This is a genomic window from Arthrobacter sp. AG258, assembly GCF_004364695.1.
GTDB lineage: Bacteria > Actinomycetota > Actinomycetes > Actinomycetales > Micrococcaceae > Arthrobacter.
This window is the reverse complement of sequence record NZ_SOBI01000004.1, coordinates 442,359-463,091: the sequence shown is the minus strand read 5'-3', so window position 1 is coordinate 463,091 and position 20,733 is coordinate 442,359. Positions and strand designations below refer to the sequence as shown.

Annotated in this window: 14 protein-coding genes; 11 read left to right on the top strand and 3 right to left on the bottom strand. The window is 65.9% G+C overall.

Going from position 1 to position 20,733, the window contains the following annotated elements; translation table 11 throughout:
- Positions 1-7 precede the first annotated feature (7 nt).
- From tig to DFO47_RS11320, 5 genes are all read left to right on the top strand, one after another.
- The gene (gene tig / locus DFO47_RS11340) at positions 8-1,402 is read left to right on the top strand and encodes a trigger factor (RefSeq protein WP_133831672.1); all 1,395 of its coding nucleotides are present in this window, start codon (positions 8-10) and stop codon (positions 1,400-1,402) included.
- A gap of 235 nt (positions 1,403-1,637) precedes the next feature.
- A complete protein-coding gene (locus DFO47_RS11335; protein ID WP_018761581.1) occupies positions 1,638-2,261 on the top strand; it encodes an ATP-dependent Clp protease proteolytic subunit in 624 nt (207 codons plus the stop codon).
- 38 nt (positions 2,262-2,299) lie between these two features.
- A complete protein-coding gene (locus tag DFO47_RS11330; protein WP_018761580.1) occupies positions 2,300-2,959 on the top strand; it encodes an ATP-dependent Clp protease proteolytic subunit in 660 nt (219 codons plus the stop codon).
- Positions 2,960-3,136: 177 nt separating this feature from the next.
- Entirely contained in the window at positions 3,137-4,417 is a 1,281-nt protein-coding gene (gene clpX, locus DFO47_RS11325; RefSeq protein WP_018761579.1) for an ATP-dependent Clp protease ATP-binding subunit ClpX, read from the top strand.
- Positions 4,418-4,431: 14 nt separating this feature from the next.
- A complete protein-coding gene (locus DFO47_RS11320; RefSeq protein WP_279586704.1) occupies positions 4,432-5,046 on the top strand; it encodes a DsbA family protein in 615 nt (204 codons plus the stop codon).
- 349 nt (positions 5,047-5,395) lie between these two features.
- Here the strand turns inward: DFO47_RS11320 and valS are convergent, their stop codons facing one another.
- The gene (gene valS, locus DFO47_RS11315; protein ID WP_133831670.1) at positions 5,396-8,017 is read right to left on the bottom strand and encodes a valine--tRNA ligase; all 2,622 of its coding nucleotides are present in this window, start codon (positions 8,015-8,017) and stop codon (positions 5,396-5,398) included.
- Between the two features lie 74 nt (positions 8,018-8,091).
- Between valS and DFO47_RS11310 the strand changes: the two genes are divergently transcribed.
- Positions 8,092-8,850 (top strand): SDR family oxidoreductase, encoded by a 759-nt coding sequence (locus tag DFO47_RS11310; protein ID WP_133831669.1) that lies wholly within the window; start codon positions 8,092-8,094, stop codon positions 8,848-8,850.
- Here the strand turns inward: DFO47_RS11310 and DFO47_RS11305 are convergent.
- Positions 8,847-9,851 carry an endonuclease/exonuclease/phosphatase family protein gene (locus DFO47_RS11305; RefSeq protein WP_243835448.1) on the bottom strand — a complete coding sequence of 335 codons (1,005 nt, stop codon included), beginning with the start codon at positions 9,849-9,851 and terminating at the stop codon, positions 8,847-8,849. The two genes, DFO47_RS11310 and DFO47_RS11305, sit on opposite strands and share 4 nt — an antisense overlap.
- Before the next feature lie 611 nt (positions 9,852-10,462).
- Between DFO47_RS11305 and ileS the strand changes: the two genes are divergently transcribed.
- Genes ileS through ndk form a run of 4 tightly spaced genes read left to right on the top strand, consistent with a single transcriptional unit; the run spans position 10,463 to position 16,077 of the window.
- Positions 10,463-13,789 (top strand): isoleucine--tRNA ligase, encoded by a 3,327-nt coding sequence (gene ileS, locus DFO47_RS11300; RefSeq protein WP_133831668.1) that lies wholly within the window; start codon positions 10,463-10,465, stop codon positions 13,787-13,789.
- Positions 13,790-13,792: 3 nt separating this feature from the next.
- Entirely contained in the window at positions 13,793-15,151 is a 1,359-nt protein-coding gene (locus tag DFO47_RS11295; RefSeq protein WP_109044460.1) for a folylpolyglutamate synthase/dihydrofolate synthase family protein, read from the top strand.
- 3 nt (positions 15,152-15,154) lie between these two features.
- The gene (locus DFO47_RS11290) at positions 15,155-15,610 is read left to right on the top strand and encodes a DUF4233 domain-containing protein (RefSeq protein WP_026264535.1); all 456 of its coding nucleotides are present in this window, start codon (positions 15,155-15,157) and stop codon (positions 15,608-15,610) included.
- Positions 15,611-15,657: 47 nt separating this feature from the next.
- Entirely contained in the window at positions 15,658-16,077 is a 420-nt protein-coding gene (gene ndk, locus DFO47_RS11285) for a nucleoside-diphosphate kinase (protein ID WP_018761571.1), read from the top strand.
- Positions 16,078-16,140: 63 nt separating this feature from the next.
- Here the strand turns inward: ndk and DFO47_RS11280 are convergent, their stop codons facing one another.
- The gene (locus DFO47_RS11280) at positions 16,141-16,809 is read right to left on the bottom strand and encodes a vitamin K epoxide reductase family protein (protein WP_018761570.1); all 669 of its coding nucleotides are present in this window, start codon (positions 16,807-16,809) and stop codon (positions 16,141-16,143) included.
- A gap of 436 nt (positions 16,810-17,245) precedes the next feature.
- On the opposite strand from DFO47_RS11280, the gene DFO47_RS11275 reads away from it, so the two are divergent.
- Positions 17,246-20,638 carry an Rne/Rng family ribonuclease gene (locus DFO47_RS11275; RefSeq protein WP_133831667.1) on the top strand — a complete coding sequence of 1,131 codons (3,393 nt, stop codon included), beginning with the start codon at positions 17,246-17,248 and terminating at the stop codon, positions 20,636-20,638.
- The last annotated feature ends 95 nt before the right edge of the window (positions 20,639-20,733 follow it).

Sequence of the window (20,733 nt, the reverse complement as noted above, 5' to 3'; positions counted from 1 at the left end):
TTAGACCGTGAAGAGCGCTGTCGAGAACCTCACCCCCACGCGGGTCAAGCTCAATGTTGAGGTCCCCTTTGAGGAACTGAAGCCCAGCATCGACTCGGCCTACAAGACCGTTGCCTCGCAGATCCAGGTCCCCGGGTTCCGCAAGGGCAAGGTTCCCGCCAAGCTCATCGACCAGCGCGTCGGCCGCGGCTACGTCCTGGAGACCGCCATCAACGATGGCCTCAACGGCTGGTACCAGGCTGCCGTGCAGGAATCCGGCATCCGCCCCCTGAGCCGTCCCGAGGTGGAGATCACCGAGGTGCCCGATCCTTCCGCAACCGACGGCGGCCTGAAGTTCGCCGCCGAGGTTGACGTCCGCCCCGAAATCGAACTCCCTGATTACTCCGGCATCGAGGTCCAGGTGGCCGCCGCGGAATCCTCCGAGGCTGACGTCGACAAGGCCCTCGACGAGCTGCGCGGCCGCTTTGGCACGCTCAAGTCCGTTGACCGTCCGGCCGCCGACGGCGACTTCCTGACCATCGACATCACCGCCACGATCGACGGCGAAGAGGTTGACTCCGCTGCCGGCCTGTCCTACCAGGTGGGTGCCGGCACCATGCTCGAGGGCATGGACGAGGCCGTCACCGGGCTCAGCGCGGATGAGGACGCCATTTTCGACACCACCCTGGTGGGTGGCGACCACGCCGGCGAAGCCGCCCAGGTCAAGGTCGTCGTGAAGGCCGTCAAGGAGCGTGAACTGCCGGAGGCGAACGATGATTTCGCCCAGCTGGCCTCCGAATTCGACACCCTTGCCGAGCTCCGCGAGGACCTCGCCAAGCAGGCTGCCGACTCCAAGATCGTCGAGCAGGGCGTCGAAGCCCGCGACAAGGTCCTCGACAAGCTCGTCGAGCTGGTTGAGGTTCCCGTTCCCGACTCGGTCGTCGAAGAGCAGCTTGAAGCCCACTTCCAGGAGGGCAACGGCCACGGAGACGGCGAACACGACACCGAAGAGCACCGCGAAGAGGTCCGCGCCAATACGGCCCGCGCCTTCCAGAACGAAATCATCCTCGACGCCATCGCCGAGAAGGAAGAAGTCAACGTCAGCCAGAGCGAGCTGATCGACTACATCGTCACCACCGCCAGCCAGTACGGCATGGACCCCAACCAGTTCGCCCAGATCATCGATCAGAGCGGCCAGGTCCCCATGATGGTCTCCGAGGTCCGCCGCCGCAAGGCACTGGCCGTCGTCCTGGGCCAGGCCACGGTGACCGACACCGAGGGCAACGCAGTCGACCTGAGCGACTTTGTCCGCCCCGGCGGCGAGGAAGTTCCCGCCGAGGAAGCCACTGAGGCTGACGCCACCGACGCGGCGGAAACCGAAACTGCCGAGGCAGCGGAAACCACTGCCGACGCCAAGGCATAGTCCTTCCCAGCCGCAGCGAACGGCCCCTGGATCCTTCCGATCCGGGGGCCGTTCGCGTTGGGCGGCAAACCGGAGCGGGGCGCTGTCCGCCGATCGTGCGCCGTCAGCGAACAGCAGTCAGTGCGCGAACAAATCATCCGGGAAACCGGTTAGTGTCCAAGTAGTGATTTTCAGTGATGTCACCGTCACCAGTGAGAGGTAAATAAACATGTCACAGCACTCAGAGGCCCCCCGGATGGCGACCGTCGATCCTGCAGCCCAGGACAACTACATTTACAACCGCCTCCTCAAGGAGCGGATCATCTGGCTGGGCTCGGAGGTGCGTGACGATAACGCCAACGCCATCTGCTCGCAGCTGTTGCTCTTGTCCGCGGAGAATCCTGAAAAGGACATCTACCTCTACATCAACTCGCCCGGCGGATCCGTGACGGCAGGCATGGCCATCTACGACACCATGCAGTTCATTCCCAACGACGTCGTCACCGTGGCCACCGGCCTGGCAGCCTCCATGGGCCAGTTCCTGCTGTCCTCCGGCACCAAGGGCAAGCGCTACGCCACGCCGAACGCACGCGTGCTGATGCACCAGCCCTCCGGCGGCATCGGCGGCACCGCCTCGGACATCAAGATCCAGGCCGAGCTCATCCTGCACATGAAGAAGGTCATGGCGGAACTGACTGCCGAGCAGACGGGCCAGACCGTGGAGACCATCCTCAAGGACAACGACCGCGACAAGTGGTTCACCGCCACCGAAGCCCTTGAATACGGTTTCTTCGACAAGATCGCCGCGCACGCCGGGTCGGTTTCCGGCGGCGGCGGAACGTCCAACGGATCCTCCGGCGAATCAGCCTCGCAGAACTAACCGGCATCCAGAAACCCCTTCGATCAGGAGTAAACACAATGAACTACAACTTTGGGTGGTCCGCCGGGAATCTTCCGTCCAGCCGCTACGTCCTGCCGCAGTTCGAGGAACGCACGCCCTACGGCTTCAAGCGCCAGGACCCCTACACGAAGCTCTTCGAGGACCGCATCATCTTCCTCGGCGTGCAGGTGGACGACGCATCTGCCGACGACATCATGGCCCAGCTGCTGGTTCTGGAGTCCACCGATCCGGACCGCGACATCACCTTGTACATCAACTCTCCGGGTGGCTCGTTCACGGCCATGACTGCCATCTACGACACCATGCAGTACATCCGTCCCGAGATCCAGACGGTCTGCCTGGGCCAGGCCGCCAGTGCGGCGGCCGTTCTGCTGGCCGCCGGTACCCCCGGCAAGCGGCTGGCACTGCCCAATGCCCGCGTCCTGATCCACCAGCCGGCGCTCTCCGGCGGCCAGGGCGGCCAGGCCTCCGACCTTGAGATCCAGGCGGCAGAGGTCATGCGGATGCGCTCCTGGCTGGAGGACACCTTGGCCCACCACTCCGGACGCACGTCGGAGCAGGTCAACAACGACATTGAGCGCGACAAGATCCTGACGGCCGCTGAAGCGCAGGCCTACGGCCTGATCGACCAGGTGCTCGATTCCCGCAAGATCAAACCGCAGGCGATCACGCGGTAGCAGTGCCATTAGCCGGTGCGGCCAAGTTCATTTGGCCGCACCGGCCTTTTCATTCCACCCTTGGCGTCGAATGTGACCTAGAGTGGAAGATGTCACAAACCGGTCCCCGCTGGCCGGAAGAGATTTTTCAGCAACGGCGCAGGGCTGCCTGGCAGCAGGATACTAAGGGGTTCACATATGGCTCGGATTGGCGAGAGCACTGATCTGCTGAAGTGCTCTTTCTGCGGAAAGAGCCAAAAGCAGGTCCGCAAGCTCATTGCCGGGCCCGGTGTCTACATCTGCGATGAATGCATCGAGTTGTGCAACGAAATCATTGAAGAGGAACTCGCCGAAGTCGCGGACCTGGGCAGCTTCGAACTTCCAAAACCGCGGGAGATCTTCGACTTCCTGCAGGAATACGTCATAGGCCAGGAGCCCGCCAAGCGTTCCCTCGCCGTCGCGGTCTACAACCACTACAAGCGCATCCAGGCCGGGCACGCGCCCAAGTCCGGGAGCCTCGGCGACGCCGGGCACCATGACGACGTCGAGATCGCCAAATCCAACATCCTCCTCATCGGTCCCACCGGCTGCGGCAAGACCTACCTTGCCCAAACCCTGGCCAGGCGCCTGAACGTTCCGTTCGCCGTGGCAGATGCCACCGCTTTGACGGAGGCGGGCTACGTCGGCGAGGACGTCGAGAACATCCTGCTCAAGCTCATCCAGGCTGCGGACTACGACGTCAAAAAGGCCGAACAGGGCATCATCTACATCGATGAGATCGACAAGATCTCGCGGAAGAGCGAAAACCCTTCCATCACCCGGGACGTGTCCGGCGAGGGCGTCCAGCAGGCACTCCTGAAGATCCTGGAAGGCACGGTGGCGTCGGTCCCGCCGCAGGGCGGCCGGAAGCATCCGCACCAGGAATTCATCCAGATCGACACCACGAACGTCCTGTTCATCGTGGCCGGTGCCTTCGCCGGGCTGGAAGAGATCATCGGCTCGCGCTCCGGGCGCAAGGGCATCGGGTTCGGCGCCCCGCTCAACGAGGCCAGCAAGAAGGTCGACTCATACGGCGAAGTCATGCCGGAGGACCTGCTGAAGTTTGGCCTGATCCCCGAATTCATCGGCAGGCTTCCTGTCATCACCACCGTCTCCAACCTGGATCGTGACGCCTTGATCCAGATCCTGTCCACCCCAAAGAATGCCCTGGTGAAGCAGTACCAGAAGATGTTCCAGATTGATGGCGTGGAACTGGTGTTCGACGACACCGCCCTGGACGCCATCGCGGAGCAGGCCCTTGAGCGCGGCACCGGTGCCCGCGGCCTTCGCGCCATCCTGGAGGAAGTACTGCTTCCGGTGATGTTCGATCTGCCAAGCCGCGAGGACGTTGCCAGCGTGGTCATCACCGAGGATGTGGTGCTGCGGGGCGCCGAACCCACCCTGATTCCGCACGCGGCCAAGCGCCGCAAGTCTGCCTGACCGAGAGGATTTTCGTGACTGCACCCGCCAAGAACAAAGCCGATTTCTGGTTCGACCCCCTGTGCCCGTTCGCGTGGATTACGTCCCGCTGGATTGGCGAGGTGGAGGCCGTCCGTGACATCGAGACCGAATGGCACGTCATGAGCCTGGCCGTCCTGAACGAGGGCCGCGATCTTGAGCCGGCCTACCGGGAATCCATGGACAACGCCTGGGGTATGGTCCGCGTGATCATCGCGGCCCGCGAAGGGCACGGCCCGCAGGTCATCAAGCCGCTGTACGACGCCATGGGAACCCTGATCCACGAGCGTGGGGAGAAGGACCGGTCGGAGGTCATTGCCAAGGCCCTCGCCGAATGCGGCCTCCCCGAGTCCCTCGCCGACGCCGCGGCCACTGACGCTTTTGACGCTGAGCTCCGGGCCAGCCACGAGGAAGGAATCTCCCTGGTGGGCCAGGACGTTGGGACGCCGGTGGTGGCCTTCAACGGAACAGCCTTTTTCGGCCCCGTCCTGACCCGCATTCCGCGTGGCGAAGTTGCCGGGGAGCTGTGGGATGCAACCACCGCGATCGCCGGCTATCCCCACTTCTTCGAGCTGAAGCGCAGCCGCACTGAGAGCCCCGAGTTCGACTAGAACCCGGTTCGATTGCACGCCAAGGGCCCCGGGGGAACTACATGACAGTAGTTCCCCCGGGGCCCTTGCACGTGGCCCGGCACGGGAGAACAATGGTTCTTACCCACTTCGAAAGAAGCGGGACGCAGGAACCAAAGATTCAGTGATATGCAATTTCGACGCAGCCATCGGCAAAGTCGAATGCAAGCTGCCAGTGACGGAGCAGTAAGACCTGGAAACTCAGCGGATCCTGCCAGACCATCGGACAAACGTCACCAGATGGCCGAAAAGTCGAAGCCCCACCAACGGCAAAACGCTGATGGGGCTTCCCCTTTGCCCTGGAACCAGGGCGGCCTGACGGGACCGGGTGTCAGGCCTTGGCGGGCTCGTCGCTCGCGGCGAGGGCAACGTCGGTGACCGCAAGATCCCCGTCACCCACCACTAAGGTAATTTCGCGGGCGTTTGATGCCGCCTTCAAATCCGCCAGCCCGGCCCGCAGCTGTGCCGTCAGGGCCTCAGTTGCGGTGATCGTGGCGGACAGCACCTCGGTCCGTTGCTTGACCTTTGCCTCGGATTTGGCCTTGCGGACTCCGCTGAGGGCAATCCCCACCGTGGCCAGCATGGTGGTGTCACCGCCGGGAATCTCCAGCGCCGACGGCCATGCTGCGCGGTGGACTGAGCCGCTGCGCCACCAACTCCAGACTTCCTCCGTGGCGAACGGGAGGAAGGGGGCAAAGAGCCGCAGCAGGGCGTCCAGGGTGGTTGCCAAAGCGGCCAGCACCGACGCCTGCTCTGATTCGCCGGCGGCACCGTAGGCGCGGTCCTTGATCAGTTCCACGTAATCGTCCGTGAACTGCCAGAAGAACGATTCCGTGAGTTGCAGGGCCCGGGCATAGTCGTAGTTCTCAAACGCCTTGGTGGACTGGGCAACGACGTCGGCAAGTTGCGCCAGCAGTGCGCGGTCCAAGGGGTTGGTCAACACCGAAAGATCGTCAGAGAGGACAGAGTTTTCGGTGGCGCCCAGGTTCAGCACGAACTTGGAGGCGTTGAGCAGTTTGATGGCCAGGCGCCGGCCGATCTTCATCTGCGCAATCTCATAGGCGGTATCGGCCCCGAGGCGCGCAGAGGCGGCCCAGTAACGGACCGCATCCGAGCCGTACTCATTCAGCACATCCGTGGGGACAACGACGTTGCCCTTGGACTTGGACATCTTCTTGCGGTCCGGGTCCAGGATCCAGCCGGAGATGGCCGCGTGCTTCCAGGGCGCACTCTCCTGGAGGGCGTCGGCGCGGACCACAGAGGAAAACAGCCAGGTGCGGATGATGTCATGGCCCTGGGGGCGGAGGTCGAACGGGTACACCTTCGCGAAGAGGTCCTCGTTGCGGCTCCAGCCGCCCACGATCTGCGGGGTCAGGGATGACGTGGCCCAGGTGTCCAGGACGTCGGCATCTCCGGTAAAGCCGTTTGCCTGGTCGCGCTGCGTCTCGTCGAAGCCGGGCGCGGCGTCCGCTGCCGGATCCACGGGGAGCATGTCGTCCGAGGGGAGGATGGGGTGGTCGTAATCCGGGTTGCCCTGCCCGTCCAGCGGGTACCAGACCGGAATGGGCACGCCGAAGAACCGCTGCCGGGAGACCAGCCAGTCGCCGTTCAACCCGGCGATCCAGTTCTCGTAGCGGGAGCGCATGAACGAGGGGTGGAAGTCGATCTCCTTGCCGCGGCCGATCAGGCGTTCGCGGCGGTCCTCGTCGCGGCCGCCGTTGCGGATGTACCACTGGCGTGAGGTCACAACCTCGAGCGGCTTATCGCCCTTCTCGAAGAAGTTCACCGGGTGGGTGATCTTCTTCGGCTCACCGTCCAGCAGGCCGGCTTCCTTGAGCAGTTCCACCACGGCCTCCTTCGCGGAGAACGCCGTCTTGCCGGCAATGGCCGCGTACGCCTCCTTGCCGGACTCGCTGGTGATCCACTCGGGGGTTTCGCCGATGATGCGGCCGTCACGGCCCATGATGGCGCGCGTGGGCAACTGCAGTTCGCGCCACCAGGTGACGTCGGTCAGGTCGCCGAAGGTACAGACCATGGCGATACCCGAGCCCTTGTCCGCCTTTGCCAGCGGGTGGGCCTTGACCTCCAGTTCGACGCCGAACAGCGGCGACGTCACGGTCTTGCCGAACAGCGGCTGGTACCGCTCGTCGTCGGGGTTTGCCACCAGCGCGGCGCACGCGGCCAGCAATTCCGGACGTGTGGTCTCGATGAAGATCTTTTCGCCGTCTTCGGTGAAAAAGGGGTAGCGGTAGTAGGCGCCGGGAACTTCGCGGTCCTCCAGCTCTGCCTGCGCCACCGCCGTGCGGAACGTCACGTCCCACAGGGTCGGGGCCTCGGCCATGTAGGCGTCGCCGGCGGCCAGGTTGGCCAGGAAAGCGCGCTGTGACACGGCACGGGAGGTGTCATCGATGGTGCGGTACGTCAGGTCCCAGTCGACGGACAGGCCCAGGGTCTGGAACAGGTTCTCGAAGACCTTCTCGTCCTCAACAGCCAGTTCCTCGCAGAGTTCGATGAAGTTCTGCCGGGACACGACGTCGAAATCGCGCTGGTTCTTGGCCGGCTGGGCCGGTGGCCGGTAGTCGGCGTTGTACGGAACAGCGGGGTCGCACCGCACGCCGTAGTAGTTCTGCACGCGCCGCTCGGTGGGCAGGCCGTTATCGTCCCAGCCCATGGGGTAGAAGACGTTCTTGCCCGTCATGCGCATGTAGCGCGCCTGGACGTCCGTCTGGGTGAAGGAGAACATGTGCCCCACATGCAGGGAACCCGACGCGGTGGGCGGGGGAGTATCGATCGAGTAGACCTGCTCCCGGGTGGTGTCGGGGTTGAACTTGTAGGTTCCTTCGGACAGCCAGCGCTGGGTGAGCGTGGCTTCGAGGCCTTCGAGGGCCGGCTTGTCCGGAACGTTGATGGGGGCGGTGGTGGGCGTGTCTGTACCCTGCGTGTCTTCAGCCATTGGGCAATTCTTTCATGCCCGCTTCAATCCCACCCAACCAACGCCGGGCCGCCCGGTCCCGTTAGGGTGGTGCCATGACTGAGGACTTGCAGAAAAAGGCAGCATTGGTGACCGGAGCGAGCAGCGGAATCGGGGAAGCATCCGTCCGTGCCCTGCGCGCAGAAGGCTGGACAGTCTTCGCCGTCGCGCGCCGGGCAGACCGCCTCGCCACCCTGGCGGGTGAGACAGGCGCCGTGGCGATCCCGGCCGATATCGCAGAGGACGACGACGTGTCCCGGCTTCTTGCCCGGGTCACCGATGCGGGCGGCATCGATACGCTCATCAACATCGCCGGCGGCGCCCGCGGCGCCGACAGGGTAGGAGATGCCAGCACGGAGGACTGGGAGTGGATGTTCCGGGTCAACGTCCTGGGAACCATGAAGCTGACCCGCGCTTTCCTGCCGATGCTCCGCGCCACCGGCCGGGGCACCGTGCTCAACCTGACGTCGACGGCGGGACTGGACGCCTATGAGGGCGGCGGCGGCTACAACGCGGCCAAGTTCGGCCAGCACGCCATGACCAATGCCCTCCGCCTGGAGGAAGCGGAGCGCAACCTGCGCGTCATTGAGGTGGCGCCGGGCCTGGTGCAGACCGAGGAATTCGCGCTTAATCGGCTGGGCGATGCGCAGGCCGCCGGGAAGGTCTACCAGGGGGTGGAAAAGCCGCTGACCGCGGCGGACGTCGCGGACGTGGTCCGATACGCCGTCTCCGCCCCGCACCATGTCAACCTGGACCAAATTGTTGTCCGGCCTGTGGCGCAGGCCGCGACACACAAATTGATCAGGAAGGGCTAGGAGCCCCCGACGTGCAGGGTGGCAACCACCGCCGCATGGTCGGTGCCCGGAACCGGCTGGACTGAATAGTTCGTGGCCCTGATGTCCGGGCTGGTCACCACATGGTCCAACGTGATCCCGGGCAGCCGGTAGTCGCGCATCGGCCAGGTGGGCACGAGCCTCGTTCCCAGCGAGGCGGCCACGTCCACGAGGCTTCGGGTCCGGCCGGTTCCTGCCAGCAGCGACCGGAATTCGTGATGGTCGCAGGTTGCGTTGAAGTCGCCGGCCAGCAGCAGCGGTCCGGAGCCGGTGTCCACTCTCCCCACGGCCGAGAGGTCGCTGCGCCATCGCCTGACGGCCGCGCCTACGGGCGCCAAGGTGTGAACGGCCACCACCCGCAGGGCCGTCCCGCTGTCATCGGCCAGTTCGAGGCTGGCCACGGGCATGGTGAATTGGGTGCCGGGCAGCACTCCGGACTCTTTGAGCTTGTAGGTGGAATAGATGGCGGCGCCGCCTGCGCCCTCCCTGGCATGGGCAACGCGGTGGGGGAGCAGCTGGTCCAGGCCGGCCGCCGTCAGCCTCCGTGCCAGCGCGGGCGTGTACTCCTCCACGGCCAACAGGTCCACCCGCCGGTCACGGACCATCCCCACGATGCTGGGTGCGTCCGCACCGCCCAGTTCTGCGTTAATGGTCATGGCTACCAGCGTGACCGGCGCTGCGGCCTCGACCGCGGGCTCCCTGATGTCCAGTGGAACAAGCCACAAAACCTGGACCCCCAGCAGGACGGCTGCCACAGCCTGCTGCCAGCGGCGCCGCCCTGCGAAAGCCAAGGCAAGTGCTGCGGCGCCCGGGACTGCGAGCCACGGAGTGAAGGCCACCAGTTGCACCCCGAGCACCGGCCAATCGGCTGGTATTGCACGGAGGGCTGTTCCCGCCGCCACAGGCAGGACCGCGGGAAGAAACAGCCACCTGCACACCGCAGCCGCCCGCGCGCCGGGGGAAGAACCTTTCGATGCTGTCATGGGGCGAGTCTAGGCACCCATGCCCCGGATGTGATCGTGTTGGACATGGAGGTCTCCTTTTTGCGGAATTGCCTGGCCTCGACTACATCTACTCCGCCAGGATCGACAAGGCCGCAGGTTCAACGTTGAGGCTCCAGCCACGGGGCCAACCCTGTGGCAGATCGGTATCCCCAACACATCGGCTGAAGAATTCCACGTCCACGGTGGGCTGGCCGATCCTGCGATGCCGGCCAAGGCACCCACCAGCGGCAACCTGATGCAGCCGATGGCACCGTGCCGCCACCCCCGGCCTTCGGAATGGCACTGGACGCGGCGGAAATAGTAGACTGGCCAGTGGCTATGACCCGGCAATCACCGGTGAGCTTCCGGAAGAACACGCTGCCGCCCGTCAACGGCGGCCGCGCCAGTAGAACCGGACGGGTAAGCCCGTCACAGCAGTCAACGAGAGGCCGGTGCGGCGCCCGTTCCGCGAGGGACACGCAGTGCCGGTAAGTGAGGTGGTACCGCGGTGAGCGTGCAGTCCCAGGACGGCACGGACGCCGTCCTCGCATCCTGAACGGAACAGCCGGCCCGCGCCGGAGGTTCACCGCGCCCAACCCAGGATGTCGAACATGACGTTTTACCCCAAGGCCTCAGCCTCCAGCACCCCAGCCAGCGGCAATGCCGGCGTTTCCGCCTCCGTGAAGTTTCCGGAGATCGAAGAGCGCATCCTGAAGTACTGGGACCAGGACGGAACGTTCCAGGCCAGCATCGACCAGCGCAGCGCGGATGCCCCCGGCGGCGAGCCGGGCAGCAACGAATTCGTGTTCTACGACGGCCCGCCGTTCGCCAACGGCCTGCCGCACTACGGCCACCTCCTCACCGGTTACGCCAAGGACCTCGTGGGCCGCTACCAGACCCAGCGCGGGCGCCGCGTCGAGCGCCGCTTCGGCTGGGACACGCACGGACTGCCCGCCGAGCTCGAAGCCATGAAGCAGCTGGGCATGACGGACAAGACCCAGATCGAAGCCATGGGCATCGACAAGTTCAACGACGCCTGCCGGGCATCCGTCATGAAGTACGCCGACGAATGGCGCAGCTACGTCACCCGCCAGGCACGCTGGGTGGACTTCGACAACGACTACAAGACCCTGAACGTCGAGTACATGGAGTCGGTGCTCTGGGCCTTCAAGCAGCTGCACGACAAGGGCCTGACCTACAACGGCTACCGCGTCCTGCCGTACTGCTGGAAGGACGAGACCCCGCTGTCCAACCACGAGCTGCGCATGGACGACGACGTCTACAAGAACCGCCAGGACCAGACGGTCACCGTCACGTTCCCCATCCTGGCCGGCGACTCCGCGCTGTCCAAGCAGCTCGACGGCGTCCAGGCCCTCGCCTGGACCACCACGCCCTGGACGCTGCCCACCAACGCCGCGCTCGCCGTCGGCCCCGCCATCACCTACGCGGTGCTCCCCGCCGGACCCAACGGCGTCAAGGCTGCCTCGGCCGACGCCCCCGTCACGGGCAGCTTCCTGCTGGCGGCAGACCTGCTGGGCAACTACGCCAAGGACCTCGGATACGACAGCTTCGAGGACGCCGAGGCGGCGGTCGTTTCCACCCACACCGGTGCCGAACTGGAAGGCCTGGAGTACCGGCGGCTCTGGGACGACTTCGCCGACAACGAAAAGTACGGCATGGAGAACGCCTGGCGCTTCCTGGTGGCCGACTACGTGACCACCACGGACGGTACCGGTATCGTGCACCAGGCTCCGGCCTACGGCGAGGACGACCAGAAGGTCTGCGAGGAAGCCGGCATCCCGGTGGTGCTCTCCGTTGACGAGGGCGCAAAGTTCCTGCCCCTGTTCAAGCACGGCGAACTCCACGACATTGCCGGACTGCAGGTCTTCGAGGCCAACAAGCCCATCACCCAGGTGCTCCGCGCCCAGGGCCGGCTGGTCCGCCAGGCGAGCTATGAGCACAGCTACCCGCACTGCTGGCGCTGCCGCAACCCGCTGATCTACCGGGCCGTGTCCTCCTGGTACGTCGAGGTCACCAAGTTCAAGGACCGGATGTCCGAACTGAACCAGGAGATCAACTGGATCCCCGGCAACGTCAAGGACGGCCAGTTCGGCAAGTGGCTGGACAACGCCCGTGACTGGTCCATCAGCCGCAACCGCTACTGGGGCAGCCCCATCCCGGTGTGGCAGTCCACGGATCCCGACTACCCGCGCACCGACGTCTACGGTTCCCTCGCCGAACTCGAAGCGGACTTCGGCCGCCTGCCCCTGAACAAGGACGGCCAGGTGGACCTCCACCGCCCGTTCATCGACGAGCTCACCCGGCCCAATCCGGACGATCCCCGCATCCCGGAAGAGGGCCAGTCCGTGATGCGCCGGGTCGAGGACGTCCTGGACGTCTGGTTCGACTCCGGCTCCATGCCCTACGGCCAGGTCCACTACCCGTTCGAGAACGAAGCCTGGTTCAACACGCACAACCCGGCAGACTTCATCGTGGAGTACATCGGACAGACCCGCGGCTGGTTCTACATGCTGCACATCCTCTCCACGGCGCTGTTCGACCGCCCGGCGTTCCGGAACGTCATCAGCCACGGCATCGTGCTGGGCTCCGACGGGCAGAAGATGTCCAAGAGCCTGCGCAACTACCCGGACGTCTCCGAGGTCCTGGACCGCGACGGCTCCGACGCCATGCGCTGGTTCCTGATGTCCAGCCCCATCCTCCGCGGCGGCAACCTGATCGTCACCGAGCAAGGCATCCGCGACGGCGTCCGCCAGGTCATCCTGCCGCTCTGGAACGTGTACAGCTTCTTCACGCTCTACACCAACGCCGCAGACGGCGGCCGGGGTTACGACGCCACGCTGCGCTACGACGGCTACGCGGACACCCTGGACCAGTACCTGCTGGCCAACACCGGCGACCTGGTCCGGAACATGACGGCCCAGCTGGACTCTTATGACATCTCCGGTGCCTGCGACTCGCTGCGCAGTTACCTGGACATGCTCACCAACTGGTACGTCCGCCGCAGCCGGCAGCGGTTCTTTGATGAGGACAAGGACGCCTTCGACGCCCTGTACACGGCCCTCGAGACCGTCACCCGTGCCGCGGCGCCCCTGCTGCCGCTGGTGTCCGAGGAAATCTGGCGCGGCCTGACCGGCGGCCGGTCCGTGCACCTGGCAGACTGGCCGGACGCGGGCCTCTTCCCCGCAAACCCCTCCCTCGTCGAAGCCATGGACCGGGTCCAGCAGATCTGCTCGACAGGATCCTCGCTCCGCAAGGCAGCCAACCTGCGCGTCCGGCTGCCCCTGCAGGAGCTCACCGTGGTGGCACCGGGTGCCGGTGCGCTGGACGGTTTCGCCGCCGTCGTCGCCGATGAACTCAACTTGCGCGCAGTCCGCCTGCTCGACGCCGAGAACGCGTCCCCGGAGGAATTCGGCATACAGCAGAAGCTGGTAGTCAACGCCCGCGCCGCCGGCCCGCGGCTGGGCAAGAACGTCCAGGCCGCGATCAAGGGCGCCAAGTCCGGCGATTGGTCAGTGGACGACGACGGTGTGGTCACCGCGGGCGGGTTGCGCCTGGAGCCCCAGGAGTACAACTTGGAGACCGTCGTGGCGGATTCCGATGGCGGTGACGGCGGTTCCAAGGCCGTGGCCGTGCTGCCCGGTGGCGGCTTCGTGGTGCTGAACACCGAAGTGACCCCTGAACTTGAGGCCGAAGGCCTGGCCCGCGACATGGTCCGCGCCATCCAGCAGGCCCGCAAGGATGCCGGACTCAATGTCAGCGACCGGATCCGCACCACGGTAACCGCCGCGCAGAACGTCGTGGCCGCCCTGCTGGCGAACGCCGAACTGGTCAAGGGCGAGACCCTGACCGTTGACCTGGCTGCCGAACCGGCAGACGTGGACGAACCCGCCGTCGTGGTGGAAAAAGTGGAGGCCTAGGACATGACCGACGAATTTTCGGTGGAAAGCGTCTACGCGGAACTGCTGGGCCGGGCGCCGGAAAACAAGATGGAGCCTCGCCTGGCTCCGCTGTTCCGCGCCATGGACGTCCTCGGCGAACCCAACAAGGCGTTCCCGATCATCCACGTGACGGGAACCAACGGCAAGACCTCCACGTCGCGGATGATCGAGTCGGTGCTCCGCGCCCATGGCCTGAGCACGGGGCGGTACACCAGCCCGCACCTGTCCAAGGTCACCGAGCGGATCAGCATCGACGGACACCCCGTGCCGGATGAGACGTTTGTGCGGATCTGGGACGAAATCCGGCCCTACCTGCAGATTGTGGATTCGGAACTGGAAGCCGAGGGCCAGCCGCGGCTGACGTACTTCGAATGCCTCACCATCCTTGGCTTCGCCATCTTCGCTGACCAGCCGGTCAACGTGGCCGTCATCGAGGTGGGCCTGGGCGGCATCACCGATGCCACCAACGTCGGGGACGGCCAGGTCTCGGTGGTTACCCCGATCTCCTTGGACCACACCGACCTGCTCGGTGACACCACGGAGGACATCGCCCACGAAAAGGCAGGCATCATCAAGCCCGGCGGCTACCTCATCAGTGCCGCCCAGCCCATCGACGCGGCCCAGGTCCTGCTGGAGAAGGCCAAGGAAGTTGGCGTGCCCTTCCGCTTCGAGGGGGTGGAGTTCGGCGTCGAGTCACGCACCGTGGCCGTGGGCGGCCAGATGGTCACCATCCAGGGCATCGCCGGGCGCTACCCTGACCTGCTGGTGCCCCTGCATGGATCCCACCAGGCCCAAAACGCCGCCGTGGCGGTCGCCGCACTGGAGGCGTTCTTTGGCGGCGAAAAGGAACTCGACTTCGAGGTCCTGCAGGAAGGATTCGCTGCAGTGACCTCGCCCGGCCGCCTGGAAGTGGTGCGCACGGCGCCCACCATCGTCGTGGATGCCGCACACAACCCGGACGGCATCCGGGCCTCCGCCGCCGCCCTGCAGGAAGCATTCACGTTCACCAAGCTGGTTCCGGTAGTGGGCGTACTCAAGGAGAAGGACGCCGAAGAGATCCTGCGCGAACTCAAGGAATCCCTGGGCGGCCTGGCAGACGAGTACTGCTTCACCCAGTCCAACTCCCCGCGCGCAGTTCCGGCAGCCGAACTCGCCGAGCTCGCCATTGACCTTGGCTTCGGCGAAGACAAAGTGCACATCGCCGAGAAGCTGGACGACGCACTGGAATGGGCCGTTGAGCGGGCCGAAGCCAACGACGACCTCTCCGGCGCCGTCCTGGTCACGGGCTCCATCACCCTGGTGGCTGAGGCACGGATCTTGCTCGGAAAGACTGAGGCGTAATCCATGGCCAGACTGACAAAGGCACAGCGCGAGTGGCGCCCCGGGATGCCAAAGAAGCGCCGCTCCACCAAGGTCATGTTTGCCTCCACGGTGCTGCTCCTGGAAGCGTTCGTCATGTTTTTCGCCACCCTCGCGGTGTTCGGCCTGCGCCGGGAGGAGTTCCCGCCCGCCCTCATTTTGGGCGTGGGCCTTGCCCTGAGCGCCGTCATGGTGATGGCCTGCGCGGTCCTCAATAAGCCCTGGGGGGTGGCGCTGGGGTGGATCCTGCAGGTCATCCTGATCCTGACCGGCATCTTTGAGCCGGCCATGTTCCTGGTGGGCGCCCTGTTCGCCATCGCCTGGTGGTACGGGATCCGCACCGGCATCCGGCTTGACCGTGAAGCGGCGCAGCGCGCCCGCGAGCAAGCTGAATGGGAAGCCTCCCACCCGGACCAGGCCGCCGGCCCGGCCCAGCCATAGTCCCCGTAGACTTGACCTGAAACCCCACCCGAACCATTGGAGCAGTTGTGACCACAGAGCGCACCCTCGTCCTGATCAAGCCCGACGGCGTCGCCCGTAACCTGACCGGCGCCATCCTGGCCCGGATCGAAGCCAAAGGCTACAGCCTTGTTGAGCTGAAGAAGGTTGACGCCACCCGCGAACTGCTGGAGCAGCACTACGAAGAGCACGTGGGCAAGCCGTTCTATGAGCCGCTGGTGGAGTTCATGCTCAGCGGCCCGGTCGTGGCAGCCATCTTCGAAGGCCACCGCGTCATCGAGGGCTTCCGTTCGCTGGCCGGGACCACCGATCCCACCACGGCGGCGCCGGGCACCATCCGGGGCGACTTCGGCCGCGACTGGGGCCTGAAGGTCCAGCAGAACCTGGTGCACGGCTCGGACTCCACCGAATCCGCCGGGCGCGAGATCAAGATCTGGTTCCAGGGCTGACAGGCCCCGGAACAGCAAGAAGCCCTTGGTTCTTCGGAACCAAGGGCTTCTTTCGTCTGCGGCCTAGAAGCCGGAGGTACCTGCGAACACCTGGATGAACGCAAAAAAGATGGTGGCGATGACGGCAACATACAGCAGCGCCGTGATGATCCAGCCGGAGTCACCGAGGATGCGGGTTGCCCGGGCGGGCAGGGGGATCACTCCTGCCGTGATGTTCCTGATGGTGGTCCAGACGAAGAGCGGGATCATGGCCGACCACACGATCATGCAGAACGGGCACAGGATGTGGATGGAGTACAGGGCCTGGGACCACAGCCACACGACGAATGCGAAGCCCAGCGTGACGCCCGCCTGCAGGCCAACCCAGTACCAGCGGGCGAAGGTGGCGCCGGCGAGCAGGGCCATGCCCACGGTAATGATGATGGCGAAGGCCACGATTCCGATGAACATGTTGGGGAACCCGAACAGTGAACTCTGCCAGGTCTGCATGACCTGGCCGCATGAGATCCACGGATTCACATCGCAGACGGTGGTGTGGTTGGGGTCCTTGAGAACCTCGAGCTTCTCCAGGACAAGGGTTCCGGAGGCAAGCCATCCCACGATTCCAGTGATGACCAGAAGCCAGCCGAACGGCCGGTTCCGGGTCATCCGGGGAAGGTTTTCGGCAGCAGCGGTGCGCGGCGCAACGGCTCGATCGCTTTCGTGGGCGCTGACGGGGGAGATGCTGGGCATGGGTGTGGCGTCCTTTTCATCCGGTGCTCCTGTGCCTGATTGTAACGCCGGTGGCTGGTCCCGCCACCCAGGAAGGCAGGAGCAGCGCGGGCCTCCGCGGCGATCCGGCCCGGGTATGAGAGAATGAACGTGGCTGGAAGCCGATCCACATTCGGACTCCGGTCCGGTGGTTTGTTCCCAAGACCGCCAATGATGAGCAGGGCAGGCTTCGGAATTCTCCGGCACTCCCGCGACTCCATTGAGCGGCACCTGGTTGTGGCACGCAGAACAACGGGTTTCAGAACATCCACCGGCTCCTGTGGGCTGCCGCACCCCAATGACGGTGCGAACCCGGGAGCATCCATTTGACTTCTGTCAACGCCTGCGGGTTTTGACAATATGTGCCCCAATGGGTGCCGGATGTGGCGGTACGTCAGGGGCAGGAGTGTAGCCACATATGGATATTGATCGAGAACTGGCCGTTAACGACGAAGCAGTGGCCCCGGAGGCCGCTGCTGCACCGAAGAGGGCTCCAAGGGTCCGGCGCAAGGCGGCGCCCAAGGCTGCCGAAGCCGTAGCGGACGAAGCTGCCGCACCAGAGCCTGCGGCCGACGCGCCGGTGGAAGAACCAGCCGCGGAGAAGAAGGCCCCGGCCCGCCGCACCCGCGCCCGGAAGAAAGCCGACGCCGCCGAACCCCTGCCCGCGTTCGCCGACGACGCTGCGTCCACCACCGCCGCAGCCGTTGCCGCAGTTGAGGTATCCGCACCGGCGCCGGCCGATGAGGGCCAGGCTGCCGGCCCCGCCCCGGATGCCGAGGCGGACGTCGAAACGAAGCCTGTGCGCCGCCGTCGGGTAGCCACCCGCAAGGTCGCTTCCCCGGCTCCGGCCCCGGAAACTGCAGCGGCGGAAGCTGCTGCCGCCGCTCCGGTGCAGGACGCCGTGGAGGAAACCGCAACGGAGGAAACCCCCGAGGCGTCTGTTGCTGCCCCGGAAGCCGCCGCCCCCGCGGTCGAGGAGGTCCCGCAGGCGCCGGTGCAGGCACAGGAGCCCGCCGCCGCACCTGCAGCTCCCGAGGCCGGAAGCGACGCCGCGTCCACGGCGGCAGCAAGCCCCTTTGGTTCGCTGTTCCTGGAACCAGGTTCCCCCACGTCAGTCCTCTTCCAGGCGCCGGACCTGAGCACCGTGGTCCGCCCCGCAACGCCCGCGGCGGAAGAGACCGACGAGGAAGAGACCGACGACGCAGACGATTCCGCCAGCCGCCGCCGGCGCCGCAGCCGTGGCCGCCGTGGCCGCAGCCGCATCGGCGAGCGGACAGATGAAGACGTCGAGGGCGGCACCGATGACGCCGATGCCGAAGACGAAGCCGACGAGGACGCCAACGGGCCACTGGAAGACGGCGTGACCTCCCGCCGTCGCCGCCGCCGCCGCCGCGGTGACCAGGACCTGGAGTTGACCGGTGGGGAAGGCGACGATCCGCCCAACACGGTGACGAGGGTCCGTGCGCCGCGCGCGGTCAGCGAAGCGCCGGTCAACAACCGGGTCACCAGCGTCAAGGGCTCCACCCGCCTTGAGGCCAAGAAGCAGCGCCGCCGCGAATCCCGCGATACCGGCCGCCGCCGCACCGTGATCACCGAAGCCGAGTTCCTGGCCCGCCGCGAATCCGTGGACCGCCAGATGATCGTCCGGCAGCGCGACGACAGAATCCAGATCGGCGTCCTCGAAGACGGCGTCCTGGCTGAGCACTTCGTGTCCAAGACCCAGCAGGACTCGCTGATCGGCAACGTCTACCTGGGCAAGGTCCAGAACGTGCTGCCGTCCATGGAAGCCGCTTTCGTGGACATCGGACGCGGCCGCAACGCCGTGCTCTACGCCGGCGAGGTCAACTGGGAAGCCGTCAACCTCGAAGGCAAGCAGCGCCGGATCGAAAACGCCCTGAAGTCCGGCGACACTGTCCTGGTCCAGGTGACCAAGGACCCTGTGGGCCACAAGGGCGCCCGCCTCACCAGCCAGATCTCCTTGCCCGGACGCTACCTGGTGTACGTGCCCGGCGGCTCCATGACCGGCATTTCCCGCAAACTGCCGGACGTCGAACGCAACCGCCTCAAGCGCATCCTCAAGGACCGCCTCCCCGAGCACGCCGGTGTCATCGTCCGCACCGCCGCAGAGGGCGCCTCCGAAGAGGAACTCACGCACGACATCAACCGGCTGCGCGCACAGTGGGAAGGCATCGAAAGCCAGTCCACCTCCACCAAGGTCCTTGCCCCCGAACTGCTGTACGGCGAACCTGACCTGACCATCAAGGTGGTCCGCGACGTCTTCAACGAGGACTTCTCAAAGCTGATCGTCTCCGGCGAGGAAGCCTGGGACACCATCGAGGCCTACGTCACCTACGTCGCCCCGGACCTGGTGGGCCGCCTCGAGAAGTGGACCAAGGACCAGGACATCTTCTCCGCCTGGCGGATCGATGAGCAGATCCACAAGGCACTCGAGCGCAAGGTGTTCCTGCCCTCCGGCGGATCCCTGGTCATCGACCGGACCGAAGCCATGACCGTGGTGGACGTCAACACCGGCAAGTTCACCGGCAGCGGCGGCAACCTCGAGGAAACCGTCACCAAGAACAACCTCGAAGCTGCCGAGGAAGTGGTGCGCCAGCTGAGGCTGCGCGATATTGGCGGCATCATCGTGATCGACTTCATCGACATGGTGCTCGAATCCAACCGGGACCTGGTCCTGCGCCGCCTCGTCGAGTGCCTGGGCCGCGACCGGACCAAGCACCAGGTTGCCGAGGTCACGTCCCTGGGCCTGGTCCAGATGACCCGCAAGCGCATGGGCACGGGCCTGCTGGAAGTCTTCGGCGAGCAATGCGAGGCGTGTGCCGGACGCGGCGTCGTGACCCACGACGATCCCGTGGAGCACCGCCGCGCCAACATCGTGGCGGCCGAACACCACGTCCAGCGCGCCGACAACCGTCCCGAAGCCCGCGGGGAGGCCCACCGCCCCGACGGACAGCGGACCGATGCCGGCCAGCCCGGTGCACGCCCCGAGCGGAAACGCCGCCGTGGACGCGGCGGCCAGCAGGCCGAGGCAGTACCGGCGCCGGCAGTGCACGTGCACACTGTGCAGCCGGATCCCGGTGACGCCGAGCGGCACGCCAAGGCTGAAGCCACCCGGCTCGCGTTGGCCAACATCGCCGCGGCGGCCCACGCGGCGCATCTCCACGACGACGAGCTGGCAGCTGCCCGGCACGCGCCGGCAGAGCAGGCCACGGCCCCGCAAGCACCGGTCCAGCCTGCACCGGCAGCTGACGGGGAAAAGCACGACGCCGATACGCACGGGCGTCCCGCGGCGGTCCTGACGTTCGGCGGCGAGAAAGTCCCGCTTCCGTTCGTGGAGCACGCGGAGGAGCAGCAGCCCAAGCCCGCCCTGACGCTGGACCGGCTCGCGGAAGCATTCGCGCACCTCGGCCAGCCGGTTTCCGCCGTCGAGGACGCTCCGAAAAATCCTGCAGCGGCTGAACCGGCAACGGAACAGGCCGCACAGGAGCCCCGGCCGCAGGGCGGCGAAGCCCCTGCGCGGGCCGCGGAAGCACCGGCTGAAAAGGACTACTCCGACCACACGCTGGAGCAGACAAGGCAGCGCAGGCCGCGCCGCCACCGGGCCGCCAGCCGAGCCCAGGGCGCCGCGAACGAAACCGCCGTCCAGCACCATGAGAACGTCCAAGCCGCAACTACCGGGCACTCGCACGCAGCCAAGGCCCCCGAGCCCGCGAACCAGCAGCCCGCTGATAGCGGCAAGCGTTCCGAGGAACCCATCATCCTCGGCGTGGGCGTCCCGGCTTCGGAGCTCTAAATTCCGGCAGGCCACGGCGTCGCTAGGTGAAGTCCCCGTCTCGTGGACCATTCCCCCCGAAAGTACAGGGGGAACAGTCCACGAGGCGGGGACTT